The organism is Nitrospina gracilis 3/211, from assembly GCF_000341545.2.
Taxonomy (GTDB): domain Bacteria; phylum Nitrospinota; class Nitrospinia; order Nitrospinales; family Nitrospinaceae; genus Nitrospina; species Nitrospina gracilis.
This window is the reverse complement of the sequence record NZ_HG422173.1, coordinates 3,027,220-3,051,155: the sequence shown is the minus strand read 5'-3', so window position 1 is coordinate 3,051,155 and position 23,936 is coordinate 3,027,220. Positions and strand designations below refer to the sequence as shown.

Genomic DNA, 23,936 nt, shown 5'->3' with positions numbered 1-23,936 from the left:
ATCCTCGTCGTCAGGAGATCATGGCTCCGCGCATGGACGCGGCGCCGGAGACCACGCCTTCCACCGGGAACGTCACCCGCTCGGACTCGTCCTGCAGAGCGATGATGTAGATCAGCGGCAGAAAGTGTTCCGGTGTGGGAACGGACAAGCGCGCGGTTTCTCCCAGGTGGCTGAAATTCAGGATACTTTCATGGTCGTCCTTGAGCAAGAACCCTTTGATCGAATCGTCAAAAGAACTGGCCCAGGGGTAGGGCGGGGTGCAGGGATTGGGATCGAAAAAATCCAGGTTGTGCACGATATTGCCGCTTCCCAGAATAAGGACACCTTCGCTTCTCAAGGGCTTCAGTTCGCGGCCGATCTCGTAATGCTGGCGCGGGGAGAGGTTGCGGTTGAGGCTAAATTGTACTACCGGAATGTCGGCTTTCGGGAACATCCAGCACAAAACGCTCCACGTGCCGTGGTCGAGGCCCCAGTTGTGATCCGGCAGGACTTCCGTGGCGGTGACCAGCGATTGGATGCGTTGAACCAGTTCCGGACTGCCGGGCGCCGGGTAGTCGATGTCGAACAGCGCCTGCGGGAAGTTGCCGAAGTCGTGAATGGTGCGCGGCTTGTCCATGGCGGTGGCGTAGGTGCCGTAGGTTTCCCAGTGCGCCGAGATCGAGAGGATCGCTTTCGGCCGCGCCAGGCTCCGCCCCAGAAGTTCCCAGCTCAGAGCGAACGGATTCTTCTCGAGGACATTCATCGGGTTTCCATGCCCCAGAAACAGGGCGGGCATTTTGGCAGATTTGGATTGGGTCGGCGTATTCATAACAAAACGGCGTTTAAGGTTTGTGCTTCATTGGGTTCAAAGTTCATGTTTCAGAATGACAGCATGAAATCGTAATTGCCGGTCAGCACGTCCGGGTTTGACTCCGACCGACGGTATTCGACGATCAGGTTTTCCTGCTGTTCCCGCGTGAGAGCCGAGTCGCGCAGGATCAGGTCGCGCGCGTTCAACTTCTGTATGAGTTCGTTGTTGGGCACGGCCTCGCCTTTGAAATACAACTGGGTCACCAGTTGCGGGATGCCGGGTGCGGTGACCATGAAGTGCAGGTGCGGCGGGCGGTACCATCCGTTTTCGATGTCCACCGGGTAGAAACCGGGCACCACGGTTTTGAAACTGTAACGACCGTCATCATCGGTGATGCAGCGCCCCCAGTACTGGAAGTGTTCGTCGTGCGTGCGCTCCACCCACTGTCCGGTTTCCGGATGCTTGAACCGCGTCGCCTCGCGGTCGCCGCGGTGGTTGTAGCGTCCGGAGGCGGCGGCGTTCCACAGGATGATCACCGCACCGGGTTGCGGCTTGGCTTCTCCCTGCCAGCGGAACAGGACCTGGCCTTCCAGATGAATGACCTGGCCCTCAGCGGTGCCTTTGTGACCTTTGATGTGCGTGAGGTCGTTGTCGTTGGCTTCGCTGATGGGCAGGCGGAAGTCGAGGTTTTCGCGAATCTCGTGGACCGCATCGCCTTCGTCCGGGAAGAACGGCCCCAGTGTCTGCCTGGGAGTGGTCATCCGCATGGCCTGCGCCCAGGCGGAACCCGCAAGAAAGGATCCTGCGAGTCCGCCGAGCGCCCCCATCCCGGTCTTCAAAAAGTTGCGTCGCGAATACGAGTTTTCCAGGCTTTTCATCGTGCGCTCTCCTGCAGGGTGCGGTGCGATGAGTATGGTTCCGGATGCGCGATCGCCCCATTGTCGGCTGCTTCCTGCTTATGGAACTTTTTATGATGGAAGAAGGTTTTCGCGATCCAGTCGTCCACGGAGTATTTACCGCCGCCGGAGACCATGAGCGCCGCCGCCATGCCCATGGCGAGCAGATGGAATTCGAAACCTTCTCCGGCCTGTTTGCCGGACCAGTTCATGAAGAACCCGTTGTCCCAGTGCGCCATGAACATCGCCCCCATCATGGTGACGAAGATGCCGAAGGCGCTGAAACGTGTGAGGAATCCGGTGATCAGGCCCAGTGCGCCGAAGAATTCGCCGGCGATGACGAGAAGCGCGATGACCATCGGGATGCCCATGGTTTGGGTGAAGAAACCCAGCGTGCCTTCGAGGCCGAAACCTCCGAACCAGCCCAGCAATTTCTGCGCCCCGTGCGGAAAGATGACCAGGCCCAGAAGCACCCGGACGATCATGGGACCGGTCCGGTTTTCGGTTTCAAACATTTTCTGCATAATGGGTTTGGCACTCATGATTTTTTCTCCTGTATGTCGAAATTATTATAAGCCTATCGGATAAAGTCTCAAAGTTATTCGGAGAACCGGACAGGAGCCCCTCCCTACATCCTGACCGGCCCAATTTTTATTTTTGTCTACCGGCTCATGTATTCGCATTACCGCCTTTCGTGACTTCCGTCGCAAAAGGGGCGGTTGCCGGATTGCTGGCATCCGCAGGCGTAGATGGTCTGATCCTTGTCAAACTCGATGACATAGGGCGTGTATTCCGTGCCCTGATGCGACCCATCGCAGTACGGGCCGTTTTCCGATTTTCCGCAGGCACAGAACGCCTTGATTTCTCCTTTTTTGACTTCGATCTCAAATGGTTCCTTTTGCCAGCTCATGTGAGCCTCCTTGGTTTTCATTGTTTTTTGCAATTTGGCTTTCACGTTGCAGTCGTCGTATAGGGAATGTTTTTCATTGCCAATGCCGGTCCATCAATCAATGCAAGCGTGATACGCCGTAGGTCTCGATCAGGTAACCCGTCAACGTGTTGAGATCGATCGCGGGTGCAGGAGCTGGCGTGGTTTCAAAAAACCGGGCCTGTCCTCCGGTCAATGCCCGGCGGAACAGGTTCCATTCCTGGGTCATCGGCGCCAGAGCGGTTTCCTCACCTGGTTTGCCGAAAAGCCGGCACTCCGGGCTCGGTGAACCCGCATCGGGGCGAACCTTGGCCGATAACAGGCAGTGCATTCCGGCCTTGTCCAGTACCAGGCCGTTCACCCCGGGGAGGTACGGGGTGAACGGGTTTTTCGCCTGGGTGGAGGAGGACGGATGCTCTGCATGAGAGGAATTGAAATAGGACTCCCAATTGCCGAATTCCTTCGGCCCGTGGTGCGCGGCACCGTGGGAAGCCAGAACGGGGGCGGCGAATACAAAAAGCGACCCCAAAACCAGCATCATCCGGAGCAGCCAGTGACGTTTCGTTGCGGCACGGGGAGCTGACGATGAATTCGCGCGATGGGTTTCCATGATCGGGTTCCTTTTAAAAAGTTGAAAACGGTTCAAAGCAAACTTAACTTGTATTAAGCAAAAGCCGGGCCAAAGCAGGGGGAAGATGATTAAGCCTTTTAATTGTAAGTATTTAATGTTTTTTTGATTGTTTTTGATGGTTACGGAAATTTAGGTTTCAACGTATTTTCGTTGTCGTGTAACGGAAATCCGTTATAATGTGGCCATGAGCAATGCCGACCCCAACATCCTTCCATTCCGCAACATGCGCGAACTTCTGCTGGCGATGCCACAGGAGCGCAGTGTGAATTCTTTGCTGGAGCGGGTGGTGAATAAAGCCGCGGAAGATCCCTTGCTGGCGTTATCGCGTATCTGGCTGGTGCGTCCCGGTGACCGGTGCGATACCTGTCCGCTTCGTTCACAATGCCTCGACCAGGCCCGTTGCCTGCATCTGGTGGCGGAAAAATACAGCGTCGGATTTGAACCGGAGTCGGATGCCATGGAGGAGGACGATTACATCCGCATTCCTCTTGGCGTCGGCAAGGTAGGGCGTTCTGCCGTGACGGGTGAAATTGGGGACACGGAGTCGGTGGAGGAGGATTTTGACTTTGCCGTGTCGAAGCGTTGGGGAGAGCCACGCAAGGTGATCGGTCTCGCCGTGCTTCCCGTCGTGTTCCAGGGCAAGGTGCTGGGGGTTTGCGGTTACGTTCCGAGGGCGGAGGTGGAAGCGGAAGGCGAGGGCCTGTTCTGGGGACGGCTGGTAGCGGACCATCTCGCCGTATCCATCACCAATGCCGAAGCGTTTGAGCGGATCGAGGAGTTGAATCGTCAGCTCACTGACGACTACGAATACCTGGCAGAGGAACTGGTGGAGACGCAGGCGTTCGGCGGCATCATCGGCCAGAGCGCCCCTCTCAAAACGGTTCTGCGGCAGATCGAGATGGTGGCGAAAACCGACGCCAACATCCTGATCACCGGGGAGTCCGGCACCGGCAAGGAAATGGTGGCGCGCGAAGTGCACAAGCGCAGTGGGCGCGTGAAACGTCCCCTGGTCAAGGTCAACTGCGCGTCGATTCCGCGCGACTTATATGAAAGCGAATTTTTCGGCCACATTAAAGGAGCGTTCACCGGGGCGGTGCAGGACCGCAAAGGGCGGTTCGAACTCGCCAACGGCGGCACGCTGTTCCTCGACGAGGTGGGCGAAATCCCGCTCGACGTACAGAGCAAGCTGTTGCGCGTTCTGCAGGAAGGGGAGTACGAGCGCGTGGGCGACGAACGCACCCGCACCACCGACGTGCGCATTCTGGCCGCCACCAACCGCGACCTCAAACGTGAAGTGAAGGAAGGCCGCTTCCGCGAGGATCTGTATTACCGGCTGAACGTGTTTCCCATCGAGCTCCCGCCCCTGCGCGAGCGGCGGGAAGACATCCCCCTGCTTTCCCGTCACTTTATCGAGGTGGCGTCGAAACGGTTCAATCAGCCGATCAGACCGCCATCGCGGTCGGTGATCGTCTCGCTCGAAAAATACGACTGGCCGGGAAACATCCGCGAATTGCAGAACCTGGTGGAGCGCGCCGTCATCACCGCCACCGGCGGGCGGTTGAAGTTCGATCTGCCGGGGGTGAGTGAACCGAGAGAAAAATCCCCGGCGGCTGCAGAGGAGCTCGTGGGAGGGGAGGTGGTTTCTGAAGCGGAGATGCGAAAGCGCGAAAAGGAAAACATATTGCGCGCGCTCAAGCAGGCGGGCGGCAAGGTTTACGGCAACGACGGCGCGGCCAAACTTCTCGGCATCAAACCCACCACGCTGGCCACGCGCATCAAGTCGATGGGTCTTAAAAAACAATATGTTCAGAAATGACTCGTGGTGGGTGGGGCGCTCCGCCGGTCGGTCCTCCCTTCCCGGTCAGGTTTCCCTTCACGGCTTGGAACGGAAAAACGAGGTTGTCACTCAAAGAAATTGGGATTGCAGCGCAAGCAGTTGTTGGATTGCAGGCCAACCTGCGTTATAGTAGGCAACGGTTCACAAACCCATTCCGCTCATTTTCCAAACACGATTGAAAAACTTTTCGTTATCCGGCTCCCAGCTGGATGGGAAAATACAGGGAAAATTGTGTTCCGGGGTGGAATGTGAACGGTTTCTGACTTCCTGAATTTTCTACATATTTATAAGCCGAAAAAACAGTTGACAGAAACAGGATTTTTTTTAGTATTTGCCGGAATATCTCTGTAAAATCCATACTTTTCAACCAAAACACGACCTTAAAAATGGGGTAAACAAAGATGTCAGATAAACCAGATATTATATACACGAAAGTTGATGAAGCTCCTGAGTTGGCGAGCGGTTCGTTTCTACCGATCATTCAGTCCTTCAGTAAAGTGGCAGGCCTGAAAGTCGGCACCATGGACATCTCGCTGGCGGGCCGCATCATTGCGCAGTTTCCCGAACGGCTGAAACCGGAACAGCAACAGCCGGATGACCTCGCCATCCTGGGCGACATGGTCAAAGAGCCCACCTGCAACGTCATCAAACTGCCGAACATCAGCGCGTCCATTCCGCAGATCAAGGCCGTTGTCAAGGAATTGCAGGAGCAGGGTTACGACATTCCGGACTATCCGGACGAGCCTAAAACGGATGAGGAAAAAGACTTTGTGGCCCGCTTTGACAAAGTCAAGGGCAGTGCCGTGAACCCGGTTCTTCGCCAGGGCAACTCCGACCGCCGCGCTTCGGCTTCGGTCAAAAATTTTGCCAGGAAAAACCCGCACCGCATGGGCAAGTGGGCCAAGGATTCCAAAACCGATGTCGCCAGCATGACCAGCGGCGATTTCCGGTCGAATGAAAAATCCACCACCATCACTGCGGCGCAGGCGGGCAAGGCGAAACTCGAGTTCACCGATGCCAGCGGCAAAACCACGGTACTCAAAGAGAACATCACGATTGACGAAGGCGACATTGTCGATGCCACCAAGATGAGCGCCAAGGCTCTTGACGCTTTCTTGAAGGCATCGAAAGAGGAAGCCAAAAAGCGCGGTGTTCTGTTCTCCCTTCACATGAAGGCGACGATGATGAAGGTCTCTGACCCGATCATCTTCGGCCACGGTGTGGTGACTTATTTCGAGGACGTGTTCAAGAAGCATGGTGACACGTTCAAGGAACTGGGCGTCAATCCGTACAACGGGTTGGGCGATGTGCTGGCGCGCATCGAGAAACTTCCCGCCGACAAGAAAAAGGAAATCGAGGACGACATCCAGGCCAGCATGAAGGAAGGCCCGGATCTGGCGATGGTCGACTCCGATCGCGGCATCACCAACCTGCACGTGCCGAGCGATATCATCATCGACGCGTCCATGGCCGCGGCCATCCGCACCTCCGGCAAAATGTGGGGTCCGGACGGCAAGGAGCACGACACGCTGGCGGTGATTCCGGACAGCAGTTATGCCGGCATCTACCAGGCCTGCATCGAGTTCTGTAAGGAAAACGGCGAGTTCGACCCGTCCACCATGGGCAGTGTTCCCAACGTCGGCCTCATGGCGCAGAAGGCACAGGAGTACGGCTCCCATGACAAAACCTTCGAGGCCAAGGAAGACGGCACCATCCGCCTCATCGATGCCAAGGGCAACACCCTGCACGAGCATCAGGTGGAGAAGGGCGACATCTTCCGCAGCTGTATTGTCAAAGACATCCCGATTCAGGACTGGGTGAAGCTGGCCGTCAACCGCTCGCGCGCGTCCAACACGCCGGTTGTGTTCTGGCTGGATAAGAACCGCCCGCATGATGCGGAGATCATCAAGAAGCTGAACGTGTATCTGAAGGATCATGACACCAACGGTCTCGACATCCAGGTCATGGCTCCGGTCGATGCGATGAAGCACTCGCTCGCACGCGCCAAGAAGGGTGAGGATACCATTTCGGCCACGGGTAACGTACTTCGTGACTACCTGACCGATCTGTTCCCGATCCTCGAGCTCGGTACCAGCGCCAAGATGCTGTCGATCGTTCCGCTGATCAATGGCGGCGGTCTGTTCGAGACCGGTGCCGGCGGTTCCGCACCGAAACACGTTCAGCAGTTCCAGAAGGAAGGGCATCTCCGCTGGGATTCGCTGGGTGAGTTCCTGGCGCTGGCGGAATCCCTGGCTCATCTCAGCAAGACCTTCGGCAACAAAAAAGCCCAGGTGCTGGCGGATGCGCTGGACCGCGCGACCGGAAAACTCATGGAAAACAAGAAAAATCCGGGCCGCGAGCTGGGTGAGTTGGACAACGCCGGTAGCCATGTTTACGAAGCGCTCTACTGGGCACAGGAGCTGGCCGCACAGAGCGACGATGCGGACCTCAAGGAACGGTTCACCCCCATCGCCAAGCAGATGGAGGAGAAGCTCGAAACCATCCTCAAGGAATTGCAGGATGCGAAGGGCAAGCCGGTGGACTTGGGTGGGTACTACCATCCGGACCCGAAGAAGGTGGCCGCGGCCATGCGCCCGAGCAAGACCTTCAACTCGATCCTGGACAGCATCTAAACGGATCGAGCCCATCAGGTAGTTTCAGGAAAGCCCGGCCGTCGCGGCCGGGCTTTTTTTCGTTTGAAAGGGTGCCGATCCAAGATTGGGAACTGGAAAATCGATTCAATCCAATTGGATTGATGTGGAGCGGACACTCCTTTCGTTTAAAAAGGATTTTTTACTTCAGCGAAGACTTTCCATATTTTCCTTGATAAATAATAATTTTTTTTCAAATGCATAGTAATTCAGCATTTTGGGGGCAAAGGGGAATAAGCCTAATGATTGCAGGCCGTACCGCCAACGTGAAAAAAAATCAAGATTTTTAAAAACAGCCCATATTGGCTTTATTTTAAAATTTTCTCTTGTTGGACGAGTTAAACCTTTGATCTCATGATATAATCACCGCCTATCCTGAAAATATAAATAACCGGAAACAACAGCGAGGTATGTTTTGACTACAGCAAATCCAGAGCAATCGTTTGGGACGAATCCGACGCAAGTCCGAGAATCGGACCACTATCAGGAGGAGTATGTCAAAAGCTTCGTCGAAAAGTGGGACGAACTGATCGACTGGGAACAGCGCTGGAAAAGCGAAGGAGATTTTTTTATCGAACTCCTGCGGTCGCGCGGCATCAAACGAGTGCTGGACGTGGCCACCGGCACGGGATTTCATTCCGTTCGCCTGTTGAGCGCGGGGTTCGACGTGACCAGTGCCGACGGAAGTCCGGAAATGCTTGCCAAGGCGTTCAAAAACGCGCGCAATCGTGGTCTGATTCTGCGCACCGTGCAGGCGGACTGGCGCTGGCTGAACCGCACCATCCACGAGCAGTTCGATGCGGTGATCTGTCTGGGTAACTCGTTCACGCATTTGTTTGCTGAACATGACCGGAGGAAGGCGCTGGCGGAATTTTATGCCACGCTGAATCACGACGGCATCCTGATTCTGGACCAGCGCAACTACGATTCCATTCTGGACCAGGGGTTCTCCAGCAAGCACAAATACTATTATTGTGGCGAAAATGTTTCCGCCGAACCGGAGTACGTGGACGAAGGGCTCGCGCGGTTTCGTTACAACTTTCCCGACAATTCAACGTATCATCTGAACATGTTTCCCCTGCGTCGCAAGTACACCCGCCGCCTCATGCACGAGGTCGGGTTTCAGCACATCGAGACGTACGGGGATTTCAAGGGAACGTTCGACGCCCACGAACCCGACTTCCTGGTGCATGTTGCCGAGAAGGAATACCAGGAAGAAGACGAGGAAGATTAGACAGGTTCCCGCGAAACATACGAAGTAAGGCGTGGGCCTGATGCATCCACTCAGCGAATCCTTCGGCGTTCACCGGGTTCGTGAACCGCTCAACAAAGGGGGCCGCCGTTTTTGGCGGGCCCCTTTTTGTATTGCCGCAAGGCCATTGATTGTATGCCGACGTTATATTTCACCCTGAACACACATCACCTCCAACAGCTGATCGCTCCGATCACGGAGGAGTGCAATGTGATTCTGCACGCCGATTGCATCTGGGCCACGCCGGAGGAAACCCCACCCACGCCGGAAGTCCGCCGCCGCATGAAACGGTCCGATGTACTGATCGTCGCCATCGGTCCTGCCGGTTCCGGTGCTTCGCAACTGAACGAACGCATGCGTGAAGAAATCGGCACCGCCGTGAACGGTGATTTGGTTCTCATCCCGTTGCTCATCGACGACGCGCGCCTTCCCGGCAAGGATGAAGCAGGCGGTGTGTGGAAATGGTTACTGAACATGAAAACGCACCGGCTGCGCACCAAGCGCTGGTCGGAAGACCTGAACGAAATTCTCGCAGAAATCGAAGCGGAATTGAACTTTCGCCGGGAGGTCATGGAGAAGGTGAGCAAGGCCGGTCCGGGTCCTTTACCGGAGGTGAAAGACGCAGAAGGCAACCCTTTGGAACCGCCGCGCATGGGATTGGAATTTTCCGGCGTGCAGGAACTGCGCCGCACCATCGATGCGGAACATAACAGCCTGGGCCGGGCACGACAAAGTGGCGACCGCGAGGAGGAAAAACAGGCGCTGGGGGCGCTCGGTCTCGCATACGCGCAGTTGGGTCAGACGCAACGGGCCATCGAGTGCTTCGAGCAACAGCTTTCCATCGTTCGCGAACTGAATGGCGCGCGGGAGGAATGCGAACTTCTGGCGAATCTGGGCGATGCCTATGCGGTGTCCGGCAACCTCGACCACGCCAAAAAATATTATGAGGAGCAGTTGTGCCGCGCGGATGAATTGGATATCCCCGCCTTCATCGGCAGTGCGTACAATGGGCTAGGACACGTTTTTGTCAAGCGCGGAAAACTCGATCGGGCCATCGACTGTTACCGCAGGGCGCTCAAGCATTACCGCGATCTGGAAGACCACGACAAGGAGCTGGAGCTGCTGGTCGGCATCGGACTCAATCAGGAAAAGAAAGGCGACCTCACGCGGGCGGCGGAAACCCTGGAACAGGCAAAGATGTCCGCGCGGTTCGTCGAAAACCGCAAAGAGGAAGCGCGCCTGAACGTGGACCTTGCAGAATTGTACAAATCGTTAAACGAGCCTCGGCGTGCGCTCGACTGTTTGAGCGATGCCGAGGCCATTCTCAATCTGTTCGAAGGCAATTGGACCGATCCCTGGAAATCCCGCATCGCCTCCTTGCGAAGTCAAATGAAAACCGCGTGAAAGGGGTCCGGGAAAAGCAACTCCCTGTCTCCACATTTTGGAAATTTTCAGTTCTGCAACCTGTGGATATTATTAAAAATTCTGTTGTAAGCTAAAAAATGGAAAACGTTTATTTCATTGCCGCTTGCACGGTTTTCAATCCCCTTGATATTCTGATGCTTGAGTAATTTGACTGGGCTATTGGGGCGCAAAACGGTATCTTAATGGGTAGGGGAAATACATTGTTGTCCCCGCATCAAATGAAATATCGAATACAGAATCCTTCGTGAATTGCCGGAAGGTTCAAATCATTTGCTCCAGTTCGGATTCAACGCTTGGTTATTTCTCAGTGAAACGCAGTTCATTGCATTATCAATAAATTTTAACGGAGAGACGTATGACCACTCATGAACAGATTGTTGCCGCGTTTGAGCAATACATCGCCGAAAACGAAAGTTTCGAATCCAAAAACATCAAAGCCGCCGCTGCGCGCGCCCGCAAAGCGCTGGCCGAAATCGGCAAACTGGCGAAAGCCCGCCGCGCGGAAATCCAGGACAAGAAAAACAGCCTGGGCTGAATATATTTCAACACGTCTTTCAAAAAACAATTCCGGCAACATGAATGGAAACGGATCCGGCCATTGCGGCCGGGTCCGTTTTTGTTTTTGATGGGCCGGTGATGGTGGTTTTATTTTTTGCGCATGATGTGCGTGGCAGTGCCTAGAAAAGTTTCCGCCGACTCCATCAGCGTCTCGGACAGCGTCGGGTGGGGATGGATGGAGCGCGCAATGTCTTCCGCCACCGCTCCCATTTCAACGGCAAGCACACCTTCGGAGATCAATTCCCCCGAGCCTGCACCGCAGAGCCCCACGCCCAGCACGCGGCCGGTTTTGGGTTGCAGGACAAGTTTGGTCACGCCCTCGGTACGGCCCAGGCTCTGAGCGCGGCCGGACGCACCCCACGGAAATTTCGCAATCTCCACATCGATCTTTTTTTCTTTCGCTTCGCTTTCTGTCAGACCGCACCACGCGATCTCCGGATCGGTGAACACCACCGCCGGGATGGCGTGCGGGTTCCATTCCGTTTTCTCTCCGGCGATCGCTTCCACCGCCACCCGCGCTTCGTGCGCCGCCTTGTGGGCAAGCAATGCGCCACCGGTGACATCGCCGATAGCGTAAATGGCGGGCTCGGCCGTTTGACGTTGCGCGTTCACCGGAATGAAGCCGTGTTCGTCGAGCTCGACGGACGCGGCGTCGAGTCCCAAACCTTCCGTATTGGGTTGGCGGCCGACGGCGACGAGCACGCGATCGAAAGCGTCCTCGCGTGACCCGTCGTCGTTTTGGAAAATGGCTTGGACGTCATCTACATTCTCTTTCAGAGATTTCACATTCGTGTTCAGGTGAATGGCTTCAAATTCCCCCGCCAGTTTTTTTTGCAACGGGCGCACCAGGTCGCGGTCCACGCCGGAAAGCAGGTCGCCCGTCATTTCCACCACCGTGACCTTGCTTCCCAGCGCCGCGTACACCGTGCCCATTTCCAGGCCGATGTAGCCACCGCCAATCACAAGCAGGCGTTCGGGTATGTCTTCTATCTCGAGGGCGTTGGTGGAGTCCATCAACCGCCCGCCGGGTTTCGGAAACCCCTTCGGCCAGGCGGGACGCGAACCGGTTGCGACGATGCAGTGTTTGAACTTCAATAACTCGTTGCCGACTTTCACCGAATGCGCATTCTGAAACACCGCGCGACCATTGATGCGTTTCACTTTCCGTTGTTTGGACAACTGTGCGAGTCCGCCGGTCATCTGTTCGACGACTTTGTTCTTCCATTTGCGGAGACCTTTAAGATCGATGCGCGGTTCGCCGAAGTCGAGTCCCCATTCTTTCGCCTGCCGGGCTTCACCGATGAGTTTGGCGATGTGCAGGAGGGTTTTGGAAGGAATACACCCGACATGCAGGCACACGCCGCCCGGGGCGTTGCGGTCATCGACCAGCGTCACATCCAAGCCCTTGTCTGCAGCGAGGAACGCCGCGGCATAACCGCCGGGTCCGGCTCCGATCACGATCAACGGGTGCTCAACCATGTGTTTAACCTTGGAGCAGGGTGCCTGTGAAATTTTCCAGCCGTTCCGCCAGCGTGCGTGCAAAGCGGGCGGCATCCGCGCCATCGATTAATTTGTGATCGTACGACACGCAGAAGGGAAGGATGAGGCGCGGCTGGAATTTGCCGTCCTTGTAAACCGGTTGCATGCGGGTGCGGGAGAGGCCCACCACCGCCACTTCCGGCGGCAGGACCAGCGGCGTGAACCCGGTGCCGCCGATACCGCCGAGATTGGATACCGATATGTTGCCGCCGCGCAGCTCGTCCAGCGATACCTTGCGGTTGCGCGCGCGTTCGGAAAGTTCCGTCAACTCCACTGCCAGCTCCGCCACGCTTTTTTGATCGACGTTTTTGATGACGGGCACGATCAGGCCGGAGGGCGTGTCCACGGCGACGCCGATGTTGTAATACTTTTTGTAGTGGATGACCCCTGCATTCAGATCGACGCTGGCGTTGAACTGCGGGTGCTCCTTGAGCGCCGCCACCAGTGCCTCCAGCACCAGCACGGTGACGGTCAGTTTTCCGCCTTTTTCTTGATGAATTCGGACTGCGTCTTGCGGAGCGCTTCGAGGTCGGTGATGTTCGCCTCGTCGAACTGCGTGACCAAAGGCACCGCGTTCCACGCCCGCGTCAGATTGCTTGCGATCTTGCCGCGAAGCGAGGCAATGGGTTTGGTCTCGACCTCCCCCCATTGCGTGAAATCGGGAAGCGGTTCCGGTTGAACGGCGGAACCCGTGGAAGGCGCGGCCAATTTCTTTTTGGTGTAAGCCTTGATGTCATCGAGAGTGATGCGTCCGCCGCGCGCCGATCCCGCGACCTGCCTGAGATCCACTCCCAGTTCGCGTGCCAGCCTGCGCGCCCCAGGTCCGGCGGGCACGGGAATGGATTCGGCTTCCCGTTTATTTTGAGCGTCTTCCGCACTCTTCCTTTCTTCTTTCTTTTCCTCTGTCCTTTTCTTTGCCGCGGAATCGTTCCCGGTTTGAGGAGGTGCTTTTTTCTGCGGGGTCTCTTTTTCTTGCGACGCTTCTTTCTTATTCTCCGGTTCCTTTTCTTCCTTCTCCGTTGGCCCGGGTTCCGGCTTTTCTCCTTTTTCCTTGATCTCCCTTTTGTCTTCCACCTGTTCCGGTTTGGAGTCTTCCTCCGTTCCATCGGTGTCCACATCGAAAAGCGACTGGCCGACTTGGATGGTCTCGCCCTCTGAAATTTTGACGGCGGTGATGCGTCCGGCCACCGGCGACGGCAACTCCAATAGGGCTTTCTCCGTTTCCAGTTCGAGGAGCACCGAATCCTTCTCCACCTCCGAGCCTTCTTTCACGTGGATCTTTGCCACGTCGCCGGACTCGATGCCTTCGCCCAGTGCGGGCAGTTTGATGTCTTCGCTCATCAGTGGGTCCTTTATCAGGAAGAGACAGGATCGGGTTTATCCGGATCGATGTCGAGATGATCGATCGCCTGTTTCACTCGCTTCATCGGTATCGTTCCCTGTTTCGCCAGCATATGCAGGATGGCAACCGTGATCGATTCCGCGTCGACCTCAAAGAACCGGCGCAAGTCCTCGCGCGAATCGCTTCGGCCGAACCCGTCGGTGCCCAGTGTCGTGTAAGGGTTCGGCACCCAGGGCGCGATCTGGTCCGGTACCAGTTTCATGTAATCGGTCACCGCGACGATGGGCCCGTTCTCCTTTTTCAAAATCTCTTCTATATAAGGAGTGCGCGGTTTGTCTGTTGGGTGCAGGCGGTTCCACCGGTCCGCCTCCAGCGCATCGCGGCGCAGTTCCTTGTAACTGGTGGCGCTCCACACGTCCACCGACACCTGGTAATGTTCTTCCAGAATGCGTTGGGCGCGGAGTGCCTCTTGAAGCAGGCTGCCACTGCCGAACAGGTGCGCCTTCGGCCAGCCTTTTTTGTCCGCACCCGCTTTCAATTTGTAAAGGCCTTTCAGGATGCCGTCTTCCATGCCTTCCGGCATTTCGGTCATGACCTGGTTTTCGTTGTAGAGCGTGATGTAGTAGAAAACGCTTTCCTGTTCCTGGTACATGCGGCGCAGTCCGTCCTGGATGATGACCGCTAGCTCGTATGCATAGGCTGGATCGTAGGTGATGAGGTTGGGTACGGTGGCTGCCAGCAGGTGGCTGTGTCCATCCTCATGTTGCAGGCCCTCGCCGTTCAGCGTGGTGCGTCCCGACGTGCCGCCTAAAAGAAACCCGCGCGTGCGCATGTCGGCGGCGGCCCAGATGAGGTCGCCGATTCGCTGGAACCCGAACATCGAATAAAAAATAAAAACGGAATGGTGTTGATGCCGTGCGTGGCGTAGGCGGTGCCTGCGGCGATGAAGGAGGAAATCGATCCTGCCTCGCTGATGCCTTCTTCCAGAATCTGCCCGTCCTGCGCCTCGCGGTAGTACAAAAGCTGGTCCATGTCCACCGGATCATACAGCTGTCCCTGGCTGGCGTAGATGCCGTACTGGCGGAACAGCGTTTCCATGCCGAAGGTTCGCGCTTCGTCCGGGATGATCGGCACGACCAGTTTACCCAGATCCGGATTGCGGAGAAGCCGGGTGAGCATCTGCACGAAGGCCATGGTGCTCGACACCTCGCGCCCATTCGATCCTTTAAAAAATTCCTCGAACTGATCCCGGCCGGGAACGGAAAGTGGTTTGGAACGGACCTTTCTCTCCGGAAGAAACCCGCCCAGATGTTGCCTGCGCTCGTGGAGGTAGGTCAGTTCCTCGCTGTCCTCGGCGGGTTTGTAGAACGGGGCGTTGGCCACGTCCTCGTCGCCGATGGGGATGCCGAAACGGGTGCGAAAGCTGAGTAGTTCGCTTTCGTTCATCTTTTTCGCCTGGTGCGTGATGTTCTTGCCTTCGCCCGCCTCGCCGAGTCCGTAGCCCTTGATGGTTTTGGCGAGGATGACGGTGGGCGATCCGGTATGGTTCACCGCCGCATGGTAGGCGGCATAAACCTTTTCCATGTCGTGACCGCCCCGCCGCAGGGTTTCCAGTTTGTCGTCGGTGAGGCTTTCCACCATCTTGAGCAGTTCCGGGTGTGCGCCGAAAAAGTGTTCTCGGATGAACTGGCCTTTCTCGACGACGTACTTCTGGTACCAGCCGTCCACCGCTTCCATCATTCTTTTTTGAGCAGGCCTTTGTCGTCCTTGGCAAGCAGGGGATCCCAGTCCGTGCCCCAGATCAGTTTGATGACGTTCCACCCGGCGCCGCGGAACGCCGCTTCCAATTCCTGGATGATTTTTCCGTTGCCGCGGACGGGTCCGTCCAGCCGTTGCAGGTTGCAGTTGACGACGAAGATCAGGTTGTCGAGTTTTTCGCGCGAGGCGAGGGTGATGGCGCCAAGGCTTTCCGGTTCGTCGGTTTCTCCGTCGCCGAGAAACGCCCACACCTTGCTGTCGGTGGTGTCCTTGAGTCCGCGGTGATGCAGGTAGCGGTTGAACCGTGCCTGATAGATGGCCATGATCGGCGACAATCCCATCGACACCGTGGGGAATTCCCAGAAATCCGGCATGAGCCATGGGTGGGGGTAGGAGGGCAGGCCGCTTTCCGGTTGCAGTTCGCGCCGGAAGTTTTCCAACTGCTTCTGCGTGAGGCGTCCTTCCAGAAACGCGCGGGCGTAGATACCCGGTGCGGCGTGTCCCTGGAAATAAATCTGGTCACCCGGTGCTCCGTTTCCGGGACCGCGAAAAAAATGGTTGAATCCCATCTCCAGCAGGAGTGCAAGAGAGGCGTAGGTGGAAATGTGGCCGCCGATACCCGGAGTGGTGCGGTTGGCGCGCACCACCATCGCCATCGCGTTCCAGCGGACCAGACTGCGGACGCGCCTTTCGAGTTCCGGATCGCCGGGATACGACGGTTGGTCTTCCGCCGGGAGGGTGTTGATGTACGGTGTGTTGGCGGTGAAGGGGAGGTGGTGGCCGGACTTCCTCATTTCATCCTGCAGGCGGTGCAGGATGAAATGGGCGCGCTCGGGTCCGACGTCGCGCAACAGGTAGTGGAGCGAGTCCACCCATTCCTGCGTTTCCGCCGGATCGGTGTCGTCCATGGGAATGTCCGCCCACTGCGTCATGCCCGCCTCCAAAGAAAGGGTTAACACGCCGCCCGTATTGTCCTATTTCTTTCCAGATTACTTGATAACCCCCGAGACCTCAACGCCGGATTCGGTCCAAAATACTTCGTCCCCGCTTGCGCCGTGTGTGCGGGCGGCGTTGACTCCGCCGGGTCCGGGGGATGACGGTGCCCGCCGGGCGGTCGTAGAACACGTAATTCCATTCCCAGTACAACAGTACCAACAGGCGGTTGCGGGTCCCGATCAGAAAAAAAGATGTACACCCCCAGCCACAACAGCCAGCCGATGAATCCGTTCACCATTAACTGTCCGGTGCGCGCGATGTCTGTGGCATCGTCGCAAAACCCGCCGAGCAGGCTCCCGCCCGCCTCGAAGAGGAGAATCCGAATGCGGTCGCGCTGCAGTTCCGCGTAGTCCTTCACCATAACGAGACGGACCCCTTCGCCCCGCGCGCCGGAATATTCCACCCCGGTGGGACCGCCGCCCACGCAGGCGAAGGTTGGCCACGGTCCAATTTTAATTTTAGCCTGTTCAGGCAATGCCTGGAATGCGGTTGCCGTGCGGATTTGATGTTTATGAAACGGATGCAAAAGCGATAAAACACCGGATGGATACGCGCAAAATTTCTTTTGATTTTAGCGAAGGTTATGGTTAAGTTTCGTTAACGGAATTTGGAACAAACACAAGGTGTGGGATAAGTATTTCCGGGTGTCAGACAATTCCGGTTTTTATTTCGTTCACACAATCTGGTTATATATGACCAAAAAAAACAGAAGGAAAAATTCGCATTCATCGACTGGTTTGGTTTCATCATCGGTGTCGTTGTCACAAGTTTTCTGGTATTCATTTTGATCTGGCCCCTCATTGACCCGACCCCGGAAAGATCCTCCACGCTGCAGGAAAATCTCGAGCAAGTAGCACCCAAAATAGATTAAAAGCGGCTCTGCAATACACACGAGGTAGCCGGCCTGTGAAAAAAACTTTCCAATGAATCGGCCAAGGGTCGACTCTTCTCGTTGCAATTGGGTCAGGTTGATCCTTTAAAACCGTGTCTGTGAGCCACTATTTATAAGCCTTGGGGCTTCCTGCATGGATGCGTGTCTAACAACGCTTCCGGCCCTTCACTCCCGCCTCTTTATTTCCTATTGTGTGTAGTCAATATTCTGATTACAGGGGGGCTGGTTTTAGAGTAAATTAAGATTGGAAATATCTGTATTCAGGGCTGTAGCCCTTTTCATGTCAAAAGTTTGAACCTAAAAACTCACCGAGACCAAAAGTGAACGATATTCATTTACCCTCCCCAATGGCAAAACGACGCGCCTCGAAGCTGAGCCGTTTGGGAGTGGTTTGTGCGCTCGGGCTTTTGATTTTGATAGCGGACACCCAGATACCTCTGGGGGTTGCCAGCGGGCTGCCTTTTGTGGTTCTGGTTCTCATTGGATTCCGTTCCCGGGAAAGCAAGGCGGTATGGACCGGCGCCATCGTGGGAACGATTTTGACTTTTTTTGGGCTTTTCCTTTCCCCCCCTAGTGGAGACTGGTGGTTTGCCTTGATCAACCGCTGTCTCACGGTTCTGATCATTTGGATGACCACCTATTTCTGCCTGATGGAATTGCAGTGGGCGGAAAAGTTTTTGAAGGCGGGTGAACTGGAAAAAGCTTACAACCGCCTGCAGGAGGAAAGCTCTTACCTTCAATTGAATCGGGATATCGCATTCCAGACGAATATGAGCAAGACCCTGGAAGAAGCGATCGAGTATTCGCTGGAAAGAATCTGCCGGGAGATTGACTGGGTGTTGGGTCACTTTTTCCGCTTCGAGGATAAAGAAAAAAAACTTTTTCCAACCGGCATCTGGTTTTGTCAGAACCCGCACCGATACGAGGATTTCATTAAGGTCACCGAGGTGACAAAACTGGAGGCGGGTGAAGGCTTGCCGGGCCGGGTGCTTGGGGATTCCAGGCCCCATTGGATTAAGGATGTGGGACAGGACACCAACTTTGCCCGTAACAGAATGGTGGAAGAACTGGGAGTCAAAACGGGATTGGCGTTTCCGGTTTACATCGGGTCCAAGGTTGTGGGAGTCATGGAGTTTTTTTCGAACAAGGAGCTGGAGCCCAATGCCCGCCTGCTGGAAGTGATGGAGAGCATCGGTTTCCTGCTTGGCCGGGTCATGGAACGACAGAAGGTGGACAAAGATAAAGGAGAATACAACAACCATCTGCGCAGGCTATATCATCGTCTCGATTCAATTCGGGAAGAGGAGAGCAAACGGATTGCGAGGGAGGTGCACGACGAACTGGGCCAGGTGCTGACGGCAATCAAGCTGGACCTTTCCCGAATTCAGGCCAAGGTTCCGCCGGAAAGAAAGGATATTTCGGAGGATGTGGACCTGATCACCGACCTGATCCAGAAAACGATCCAAACCGTCAAACGAATTTCTCTGGACCTGAGACCTCCTGTCCTGGACCGGATGAGCTTGACGGAAGCCATCGAATGGCAGGGGAAATTGTTTCAAAGCCGCACGGGTATCGAGTTTGATTTGTCAACGCAACCGGATATCATTAGCCTCGACACGCAGAGGTCCAGCACCATCTACCGGATTTTTCAGGAATGCCTCACCAATGTGATTCGCCACTCCGAAGCCAGCAAGGTGAATGTGGACCTCACGGATCGAGAAGGCCTGTTGACAATGAGGGTGTTCGATAACGGAAAAGGGCTCGTTCCGGAACAGATTAATGAAAACTTCTCGCTCGGTTTGCTTGGCATGAAGGAACGCGCACAAATCTGGGGTGGGCAGGTTTACTTGAATGGACGAAAGAACGAGGGTACAACCATAACCATAGAGTTGAAGCATTGAGAAATATTATGGAGCCTTCTTTGAAAAATATAAAAATTCTTGTTGCGGACGACCATCCAATTTTCCGTCAAGGCATTCACCGTGCGTTTTCGGCCATCAAGGACATGGAGGTGGTGGAAGAAGCAGTCGATGGCGCCGAGATGCTGCAGAAAGCACGCGAGACCAAGGTGGATCTGGTGCTTCTGGATATAACGATGGGTGGCGAATGGAGCCTGGAATACATGAAGCAGTTGAAGGAGGAATTTCCTCATTTGCCCGTCGTTGTCGTCAGCGTGTACCCGGAGGAACATTTTGCCATGCGTTACCTCAAAGCCGGCGCATCGGGTTACGTTACCAAGGAAAGCCCGCTGGAAGTGCTCATCAATGCCATCCGCAAAGTGGCCTCCGGTGGAAAGTTCTTGAGTCCTGAATATATGGAGAAGCTCACATTCAATTTCAACGGATTCGACAAGCAACCCCACGAATACCTGACGGACAGGGAATTTGAAGTGTTTTGCCTTCTTTCCGGCGGCAAGTCACTCACCGAAATTGCGCAAAAGTTGTGTCTCAGCGTGAAAACCGTCAGCACGCACCGTACCCATATTTTGCAGAAGATGAATATGAAGACAAATTCTGAACTCACTCAGTACGCACTGTTAAACCGGCTTCTTTGAAGGCTCTCCCTGTAGTCGGAAACACCCCTTCTTTCCTCTCCCTCTCTCGGGTTGCCAAGTCCTTTGTTATTAGGCAAAAGCAAAACTTCCCACAAATTATAGACATCGTTTTCCTACAAAATCATAGGACCCATTCCTTTTTCAAAAACAGCCAAATCCGATCCGCCAATCAGGCTCGTCTGATTACCTTCCTTGCCGAAAACCCATAGAATCGCATTCGCTAGAAATAGTTTTGCCTAATTATTTTGTATTTCTCTTCCGTTGCCTGGAGAAGTGAAAAAGTTTTGTGGCGCGCCGTTAATTTGGGAAACCGCTGACGCCGCCATGGATGAAGTGAAAGCGGGATCGCCTGTGATCCCGAAGTATTGTTGGAAGAGGAAGAAGTGGTTGGAGGCCCGCAGATCGGGCTCATTTTATCTCTAATGCAGGGAGGTTTGAATCTATGCGTTTGAATCGAAGGAAGTTCTTGCAGGTAAGTGCTGGTGTGGCTTCGGCCATGGCGCTTTCGAGCAAGAGGGTAGGCGCTCAGTTGAAACCCGTTGTGAAGGTTGGGAATCCCCTGGAGTCCTATCCGGATCGTCGTTGGGAAGAAGTTTATCGCGATCAATATAAGTATGAACGCTCGTTCACGTACTGCTGTTCGCCGAACGACACCCATCAGTGTCGTGTGCGCGGTTTCGTACGTAACGGCATTCTGATGCGGATCGAGCAGAACTACGATCATCACAAGGTTCGCGATCTGTACGGCAACCAGGCGGACGCAGCGTGGAACCCGCGCATGTGTCTCCGCGGCATGACGTTCCCGCGTCGTGTTTATGGACCGTACCGCAACAAGTATCCGATGTTGCGCGTTGGCTGGAAGCAGTGGGCCGACGACGGCTTTCCTTATCTGGACAAGGAGAACCGGGAAAAATATAAGTTCACCAGCCGGGGCACGGACGAGTTCGTCCGCGTGACCTGGGATGAGACCTTCACCTATCTGGCAAAAGGCCACGTGGCGATCGGAAAGGCGTACAGCGGTTCCCGCGGTGCGCAGCGCCTGAAGAACGAAGGTTATCAGCCTGAGATGATCGAGGCCATGGGCGGATCCGGATCCCGCTCGATGAAGTATCGCGGCGGCATGGGCCTGCTGGGTGTTGTCGGTAAGTACGGTATCTACCGCCTCGCCAACATGATGGGTCTTCTGGATGCGATCATTCGCGGCCGCGGCCCGGGTCAGGTACTGGGCGGACGCGCATGGTCCAACTACACCTGGCATGGTGACCAGGCTCCGGGTCATTCCTGGACGCATGGCATGCAGACTTCCGACATCGACTTCGCCGACCACCGGTATGCGAAGCTGACCATTCAGTGGGGTAAAAACCTCATTGAGAACAAGATGCCGGAAGCGCACTGGTACACGGAAATCATGGAACGTGGCGGTACGCTGGTAACGGTAGCTCCGGAGTACAATCCTCCGGCAACCAAGGCCGACTACTGGATCCCGACCCGCGCTGGTCTGGCTGACATCTCCATTTTCCTCGGTGTAGCCAAAATTCTGATGGATGAGGGTCTCGTTGATGGTGAATACGTCAAAGAGTATACCGACATGCCGTTGCTGGTCCGCACGGACAACCTGATCCGGTTGCATCCGGAGGACTATATCCCCGGTTACAAAAACCAGCCCCTGCCCAAGGATGGTTTTACGACCAAGTGGATGAAGAACTACGATCGGGACAAAATGCCGGACTTCGTAGTTTGGGACACCAACACCGACAAACCGGTCGCCCTGACTCGCGAGGACATTGGCGCGAAGATGCGGAGGAAGAACATCGACCCGGCTTTGGACGGTGTTTATGACATCAAGCTGGTCAGCGGCAAGACCATCACCGTTATGCCGCTGTACGAGATGTACAAAATCCACCTGAAGGACTACGATCTGGATACGGTTAACCAGATTTGTCATGCCCCGAAGGATCTGGTTGTACGTCTGGCACGCGACATCGGTACCATCAAGCCGGTTGAGATTCACTACGGTGAAGGTATCAACCATTACTTCCACGCCACCATGCACAATCGTGCATCCTTTGTTCCACTGATGTTGACGGGTAACGTCGGACCGAAGGGTTCCGGTTCCCACACCTGGTCCGGGAACTACAAGGCCGGTAACTACCAGGGTTCTCACTGGTCGGGACCGGGCTTCGCGGCCATGGTTGCGGAAGATCCCTTCAACCCGGTTCTTGATGTGACGAAGAACGTCGGTTGGGAAAACATCAAGGCCTATGCCAAAGGTGAAGAGCCTGGTTACTGGGCGCATCGTGACAAGGCTCTGATCGTCAATACCCCGCGGTATGGACGTAAGGTCTTCACGGGCCGCACCCATATGCCGACTCCGACCAAGCTTCTTTGGTTTGTTAATGTTAACGTCATCAACAACGCGAAGTGGTTCTACGAGATGGTGTTCAACACCAACAACAACGTAGACATGATCGTGGCTCAGGACATCGAGTTCACCGGTTCCTGTGAGTACTCTGATATCGTGCTCGCGGCGAACAGCTGGGCCGAGTTCGAGTCTTACGAGATCACTTCGGCGTGTTCGAACCCGTTCCATCAGATCTGGGGCGGCACCGGCATCAAACCGGTATTCGACACGATCGATGACAACCTGATCCACCGCGAGTTCGCAAAACGCCTGTCCCAGATCACCGGTGACAAACGCTTTGCGGATTACATGAAGGTATACGAGGGTGAAGCTCCGAACCGGACGAAAGCTCAGATCCGCCGGTTGTTCACCACCTCGACTTCGGGTATGGGTTACAACATCGACGACATCATCAACGGCAAGTATGGTGAGCCGGGTTGTTGTCTGTTGCTGTACCGCACCTACCCGCGGTCTCCGTTCTGGGAAATGTACACGGAGTCCAAACCCTTCTACACCGCGCACGGCCGCATCCAGTTCTACAACGACGAGCCGGAAGCGATCGAGTATGGTGAAAACTTCATCGTTCACAGGGAAGGTCCTGAGGCGACTCCTTACCTGCCGAACGTCATCGTATCCACCAACCCCTACATCCGCCCGGACGATTACGGGATTCCGGAAGACGAGCAGGATCCGGATCTGCGTCACGTTCGTAACATCAAGAAGCCGTGGTCTTCCGTACGTACGACCAAGAACTTCTTGTGGGAGAAGGGGTACCGGTTCTACTGCGTCACTCCGAAATCCAGACATACGGCTCATTCGTCCTGGGCGACGACTGACTGGAACATGATCTGGAACAACAACTTCGGCGATCCTTACCGCATGGATAAGCGGTCTCCGGGTGTTGGTGAGTGGCAGGTTCACATGAACCCGTTCCTGTGTAAGGACCTGGGTATCAACGACGGCGACTACGTGTATGTAGACGCGAACCCGGCCGACCGCCCGTACATGGGCTGGAAGCCGTCGGATCCGCGCTACAAGGTTGCCCGCCTGATGCTCCGTGCGAAGTACAACCCGGCGTATCCGTACCACACTTCCATGATGAAGCATTCAGCATGGCAGAGCACGGAGCGCTCGGTTAAAGCGCACGAAGAGCGCCCGGACGGACGCGCGTTGTCGATGACCACTCCGTACCAGTCCAACTTCCGGTACGGCGGTCAGCAGTCGATCACCCGGTCTTGGTTGATGCCGATGCATCAGACGGACAGTCTGTTCCATAAGTCCAAAACCAAGATGAAGTTCGTACACGGGTACGAGGCAGACAACCATGCCATCAACGCTACGCCGAAAGAGACGCTGGTTAAGTTCTCCAAGGCGGAAGACGGTGGTATGCATGGTAAGGGACTGTGGGAACCGGCTCGTACCGGTTACACCCCGGAGTCTCCGTTGAAAGACCGCTTCGCCGAGATGTACCTGGCAGGTCAGTACG

The 23,936-nt window shown here is 55.5% G+C and carries 14 protein-coding genes and 3 pseudogenes; 8 read left to right on the top strand and 9 right to left on the bottom strand.

Translation table 11 applies throughout. The annotated features are described in order from the left end of the window. Positions 1 to 10: 10 nt before the first annotated feature. From ygiD to TX82_RS14635, 5 genes and pseudogenes are all read right to left on the bottom strand, one after another. The gene (gene ygiD / locus TX82_RS14655; RefSeq protein WP_005005979.1) at positions 11 to 808 is read right to left on the bottom strand and encodes a 4,5-DOPA-extradiol-dioxygenase; all 798 of its coding nucleotides are present in this window, start codon (positions 806 to 808) and stop codon (positions 11 to 13) included. Between the two features lie 50 nt (positions 809 to 858). Beyond that, entirely contained in the window at positions 859 to 1,668 is an 810-nt protein-coding gene (locus TX82_RS14650) for a dioxygenase family protein (RefSeq protein ID WP_005005977.1), read from the bottom strand. A 110-nt stretch (positions 1,669 to 1,778) separates the two neighbouring features. Further along, positions 1,779 to 2,213, bottom strand: a pseudogene (locus TX82_RS14645) (DoxX family protein); the annotation flags it as partial. A gap of 155 nt (positions 2,214 to 2,368) precedes the next feature. Continuing rightward, on the bottom strand, positions 2,369 to 2,596 hold the full coding sequence (locus tag TX82_RS14640) for a CDGSH iron-sulfur domain-containing protein (RefSeq protein WP_005005971.1): 228 nt from the start codon (positions 2,594 to 2,596) through the stop codon (positions 2,369 to 2,371). A 97-nt stretch (positions 2,597 to 2,693) separates the two neighbouring features. After that, positions 2,694 to 3,224, bottom strand: a complete 531-nt coding sequence (locus TX82_RS14635; RefSeq protein WP_005005968.1) for a hypothetical protein — start codon at positions 3,222 to 3,224, stop codon at positions 2,694 to 2,696. 205 nt (positions 3,225 to 3,429) lie between these two features. On the opposite strand from TX82_RS14635, the gene TX82_RS14630 reads away from it, so the two are divergent. The 5 genes from TX82_RS14630 to TX82_RS14610 all read left to right on the top strand — a co-directional run bounded on the left by TX82_RS14630 (position 3,430) and on the right by TX82_RS14610 (position 10,945). Then, on the top strand, positions 3,430 to 5,061 hold the full coding sequence (locus TX82_RS14630; RefSeq protein ID WP_005005967.1) for a sigma-54-dependent Fis family transcriptional regulator: 1,632 nt from the start codon (positions 3,430 to 3,432) through the stop codon (positions 5,059 to 5,061). Positions 5,062 to 5,483: 422 nt separating this feature from the next. Beyond that, the gene (locus TX82_RS14625) at positions 5,484 to 7,715 is read left to right on the top strand and encodes an NADP-dependent isocitrate dehydrogenase (protein WP_005005962.1); all 2,232 of its coding nucleotides are present in this window, start codon (positions 5,484 to 5,486) and stop codon (positions 7,713 to 7,715) included. A 433-nt stretch (positions 7,716 to 8,148) separates the two neighbouring features. After that, the gene (locus tag TX82_RS14620) at positions 8,149 to 8,967 is read left to right on the top strand and encodes a glycine/sarcosine N-methyltransferase (protein WP_005005955.1); all 819 of its coding nucleotides are present in this window, start codon (positions 8,149 to 8,151) and stop codon (positions 8,965 to 8,967) included. Positions 8,968 to 9,120: 153 nt separating this feature from the next. Continuing rightward, positions 9,121 to 10,389 carry a tetratricopeptide repeat protein gene (locus tag TX82_RS14615; protein WP_042251427.1) on the top strand — a complete coding sequence of 423 codons (1,269 nt, stop codon included), beginning with the start codon at positions 9,121 to 9,123 and terminating at the stop codon, positions 10,387 to 10,389. Positions 10,390 to 10,765: 376 nt separating this feature from the next. Continuing rightward, the gene (locus tag TX82_RS14610) at positions 10,766 to 10,945 is read left to right on the top strand and encodes an Hc1-related histone H1-like protein (RefSeq protein WP_005005945.1); all 180 of its coding nucleotides are present in this window, start codon (positions 10,766 to 10,768) and stop codon (positions 10,943 to 10,945) included. Positions 10,946 to 11,055: 110 nt separating this feature from the next. Here TX82_RS14610 and lpdA read toward each other — a convergent pair whose 3' ends face one another. The 4 genes and pseudogenes from lpdA to TX82_RS14590 all read right to left on the bottom strand — a co-directional run bounded on the left by lpdA (position 11,056) and on the right by TX82_RS14590 (position 16,964). Next, positions 11,056 to 12,447, bottom strand: coding sequence for a dihydrolipoyl dehydrogenase (gene lpdA / locus TX82_RS14605; RefSeq protein ID WP_005005943.1), 1,392 nt, complete (start codon positions 12,445 to 12,447; stop codon positions 11,056 to 11,058). 4 nt (positions 12,448 to 12,451) lie between these two features. Continuing rightward, positions 12,452 to 13,848 (bottom strand): annotated as a pseudogene (locus TX82_RS16930) (2-oxo acid dehydrogenase subunit E2). Between the two features lie 14 nt (positions 13,849 to 13,862). After that, positions 13,863 to 16,539 (bottom strand): annotated as a pseudogene (gene aceE, locus TX82_RS14595) (pyruvate dehydrogenase (acetyl-transferring), homodimeric type). 20 nt (positions 16,540 to 16,559) lie between these two features. Continuing rightward, positions 16,560 to 16,964, bottom strand: coding sequence for a hypothetical protein (locus TX82_RS14590; RefSeq protein ID WP_144079191.1), 405 nt, complete (start codon positions 16,962 to 16,964; stop codon positions 16,560 to 16,562). Between the two features lie 1,160 nt (positions 16,965 to 18,124). Here TX82_RS14590 and TX82_RS15490 point away from each other — a divergent pair. The 3 genes from TX82_RS15490 to TX82_RS14570 form a co-directional block, all read left to right on the top strand. Further along, positions 18,125 to 19,396 (top strand): GAF domain-containing sensor histidine kinase, encoded by a 1,272-nt coding sequence (locus tag TX82_RS15490; RefSeq protein WP_187291986.1) that lies wholly within the window; start codon positions 18,125 to 18,127, stop codon positions 19,394 to 19,396. Between the two features lie 20 nt (positions 19,397 to 19,416). Beyond that, positions 19,417 to 20,049 carry a response regulator transcription factor gene (locus TX82_RS14575; RefSeq protein WP_237100498.1) on the top strand — a complete coding sequence of 211 codons (633 nt, stop codon included), beginning with the start codon at positions 19,417 to 19,419 and terminating at the stop codon, positions 20,047 to 20,049. Positions 20,050 to 20,716: 667 nt separating this feature from the next. Further along, positions 20,717 to 23,936, top strand: a 3,220-nt coding sequence (locus tag TX82_RS14570) for a molybdopterin-dependent oxidoreductase (RefSeq protein ID WP_244875046.1), incomplete at its 3' end; no start/stop codon positions are given.

Excerpts from the sequence above, each read along its gene's own strand:
- lpdA (WP_005005943.1), bottom strand. The coding sequence starts at position 12,447 with ATGGTTGAGCACCCGTTGATCGTGATCGGAGCCGGACCCGGCGGTTAT.
- TX82_RS14650 (WP_005005977.1), bottom strand. The coding sequence starts at position 1,668 with ATGAAAAGCCTGGAAAACTCGTATTCGCGACGCAACTTTTTGAAGACC.
- TX82_RS14635 (WP_005005968.1), bottom strand. The coding sequence starts at position 3,224 with ATGGAAACCCATCGCGCGAATTCATCGTCAGCTCCCCGTGCCGCAACG.
- TX82_RS15490 (WP_187291986.1), top strand. The coding sequence starts at position 18,125 with ATGACCACCTATTTCTGCCTGATGGAATTGCAGTGGGCGGAAAAGTTT.
- TX82_RS14590 (WP_144079191.1), bottom strand. The coding sequence starts at position 16,964 with ATGGTGAAGGACTACGCGGAACTGCAGCGCGACCGCATTCGGATTCTC.
- TX82_RS14615 (WP_042251427.1), top strand. The coding sequence starts at position 9,121 with ATGCCGACGTTATATTTCACCCTGAACACACATCACCTCCAACAGCTG.
- ygiD (WP_005005979.1), bottom strand. The coding sequence starts at position 808 with ATGAATACGCCGACCCAATCCAAATCTGCCAAAATGCCCGCCCTGTTT.
- TX82_RS14625 (WP_005005962.1), top strand. The coding sequence starts at position 5,484 with ATGTCAGATAAACCAGATATTATATACACGAAAGTTGATGAAGCTCCT.
- TX82_RS14630 (WP_005005967.1), top strand. The coding sequence starts at position 3,430 with ATGAGCAATGCCGACCCCAACATCCTTCCATTCCGCAACATGCGCGAA.
- TX82_RS14640 (WP_005005971.1), bottom strand. The coding sequence starts at position 2,596 with ATGAGCTGGCAAAAGGAACCATTTGAGATCGAAGTCAAAAAAGGAGAA.
- TX82_RS14610 (WP_005005945.1), top strand. The coding sequence starts at position 10,766 with ATGACCACTCATGAACAGATTGTTGCCGCGTTTGAGCAATACATCGCC.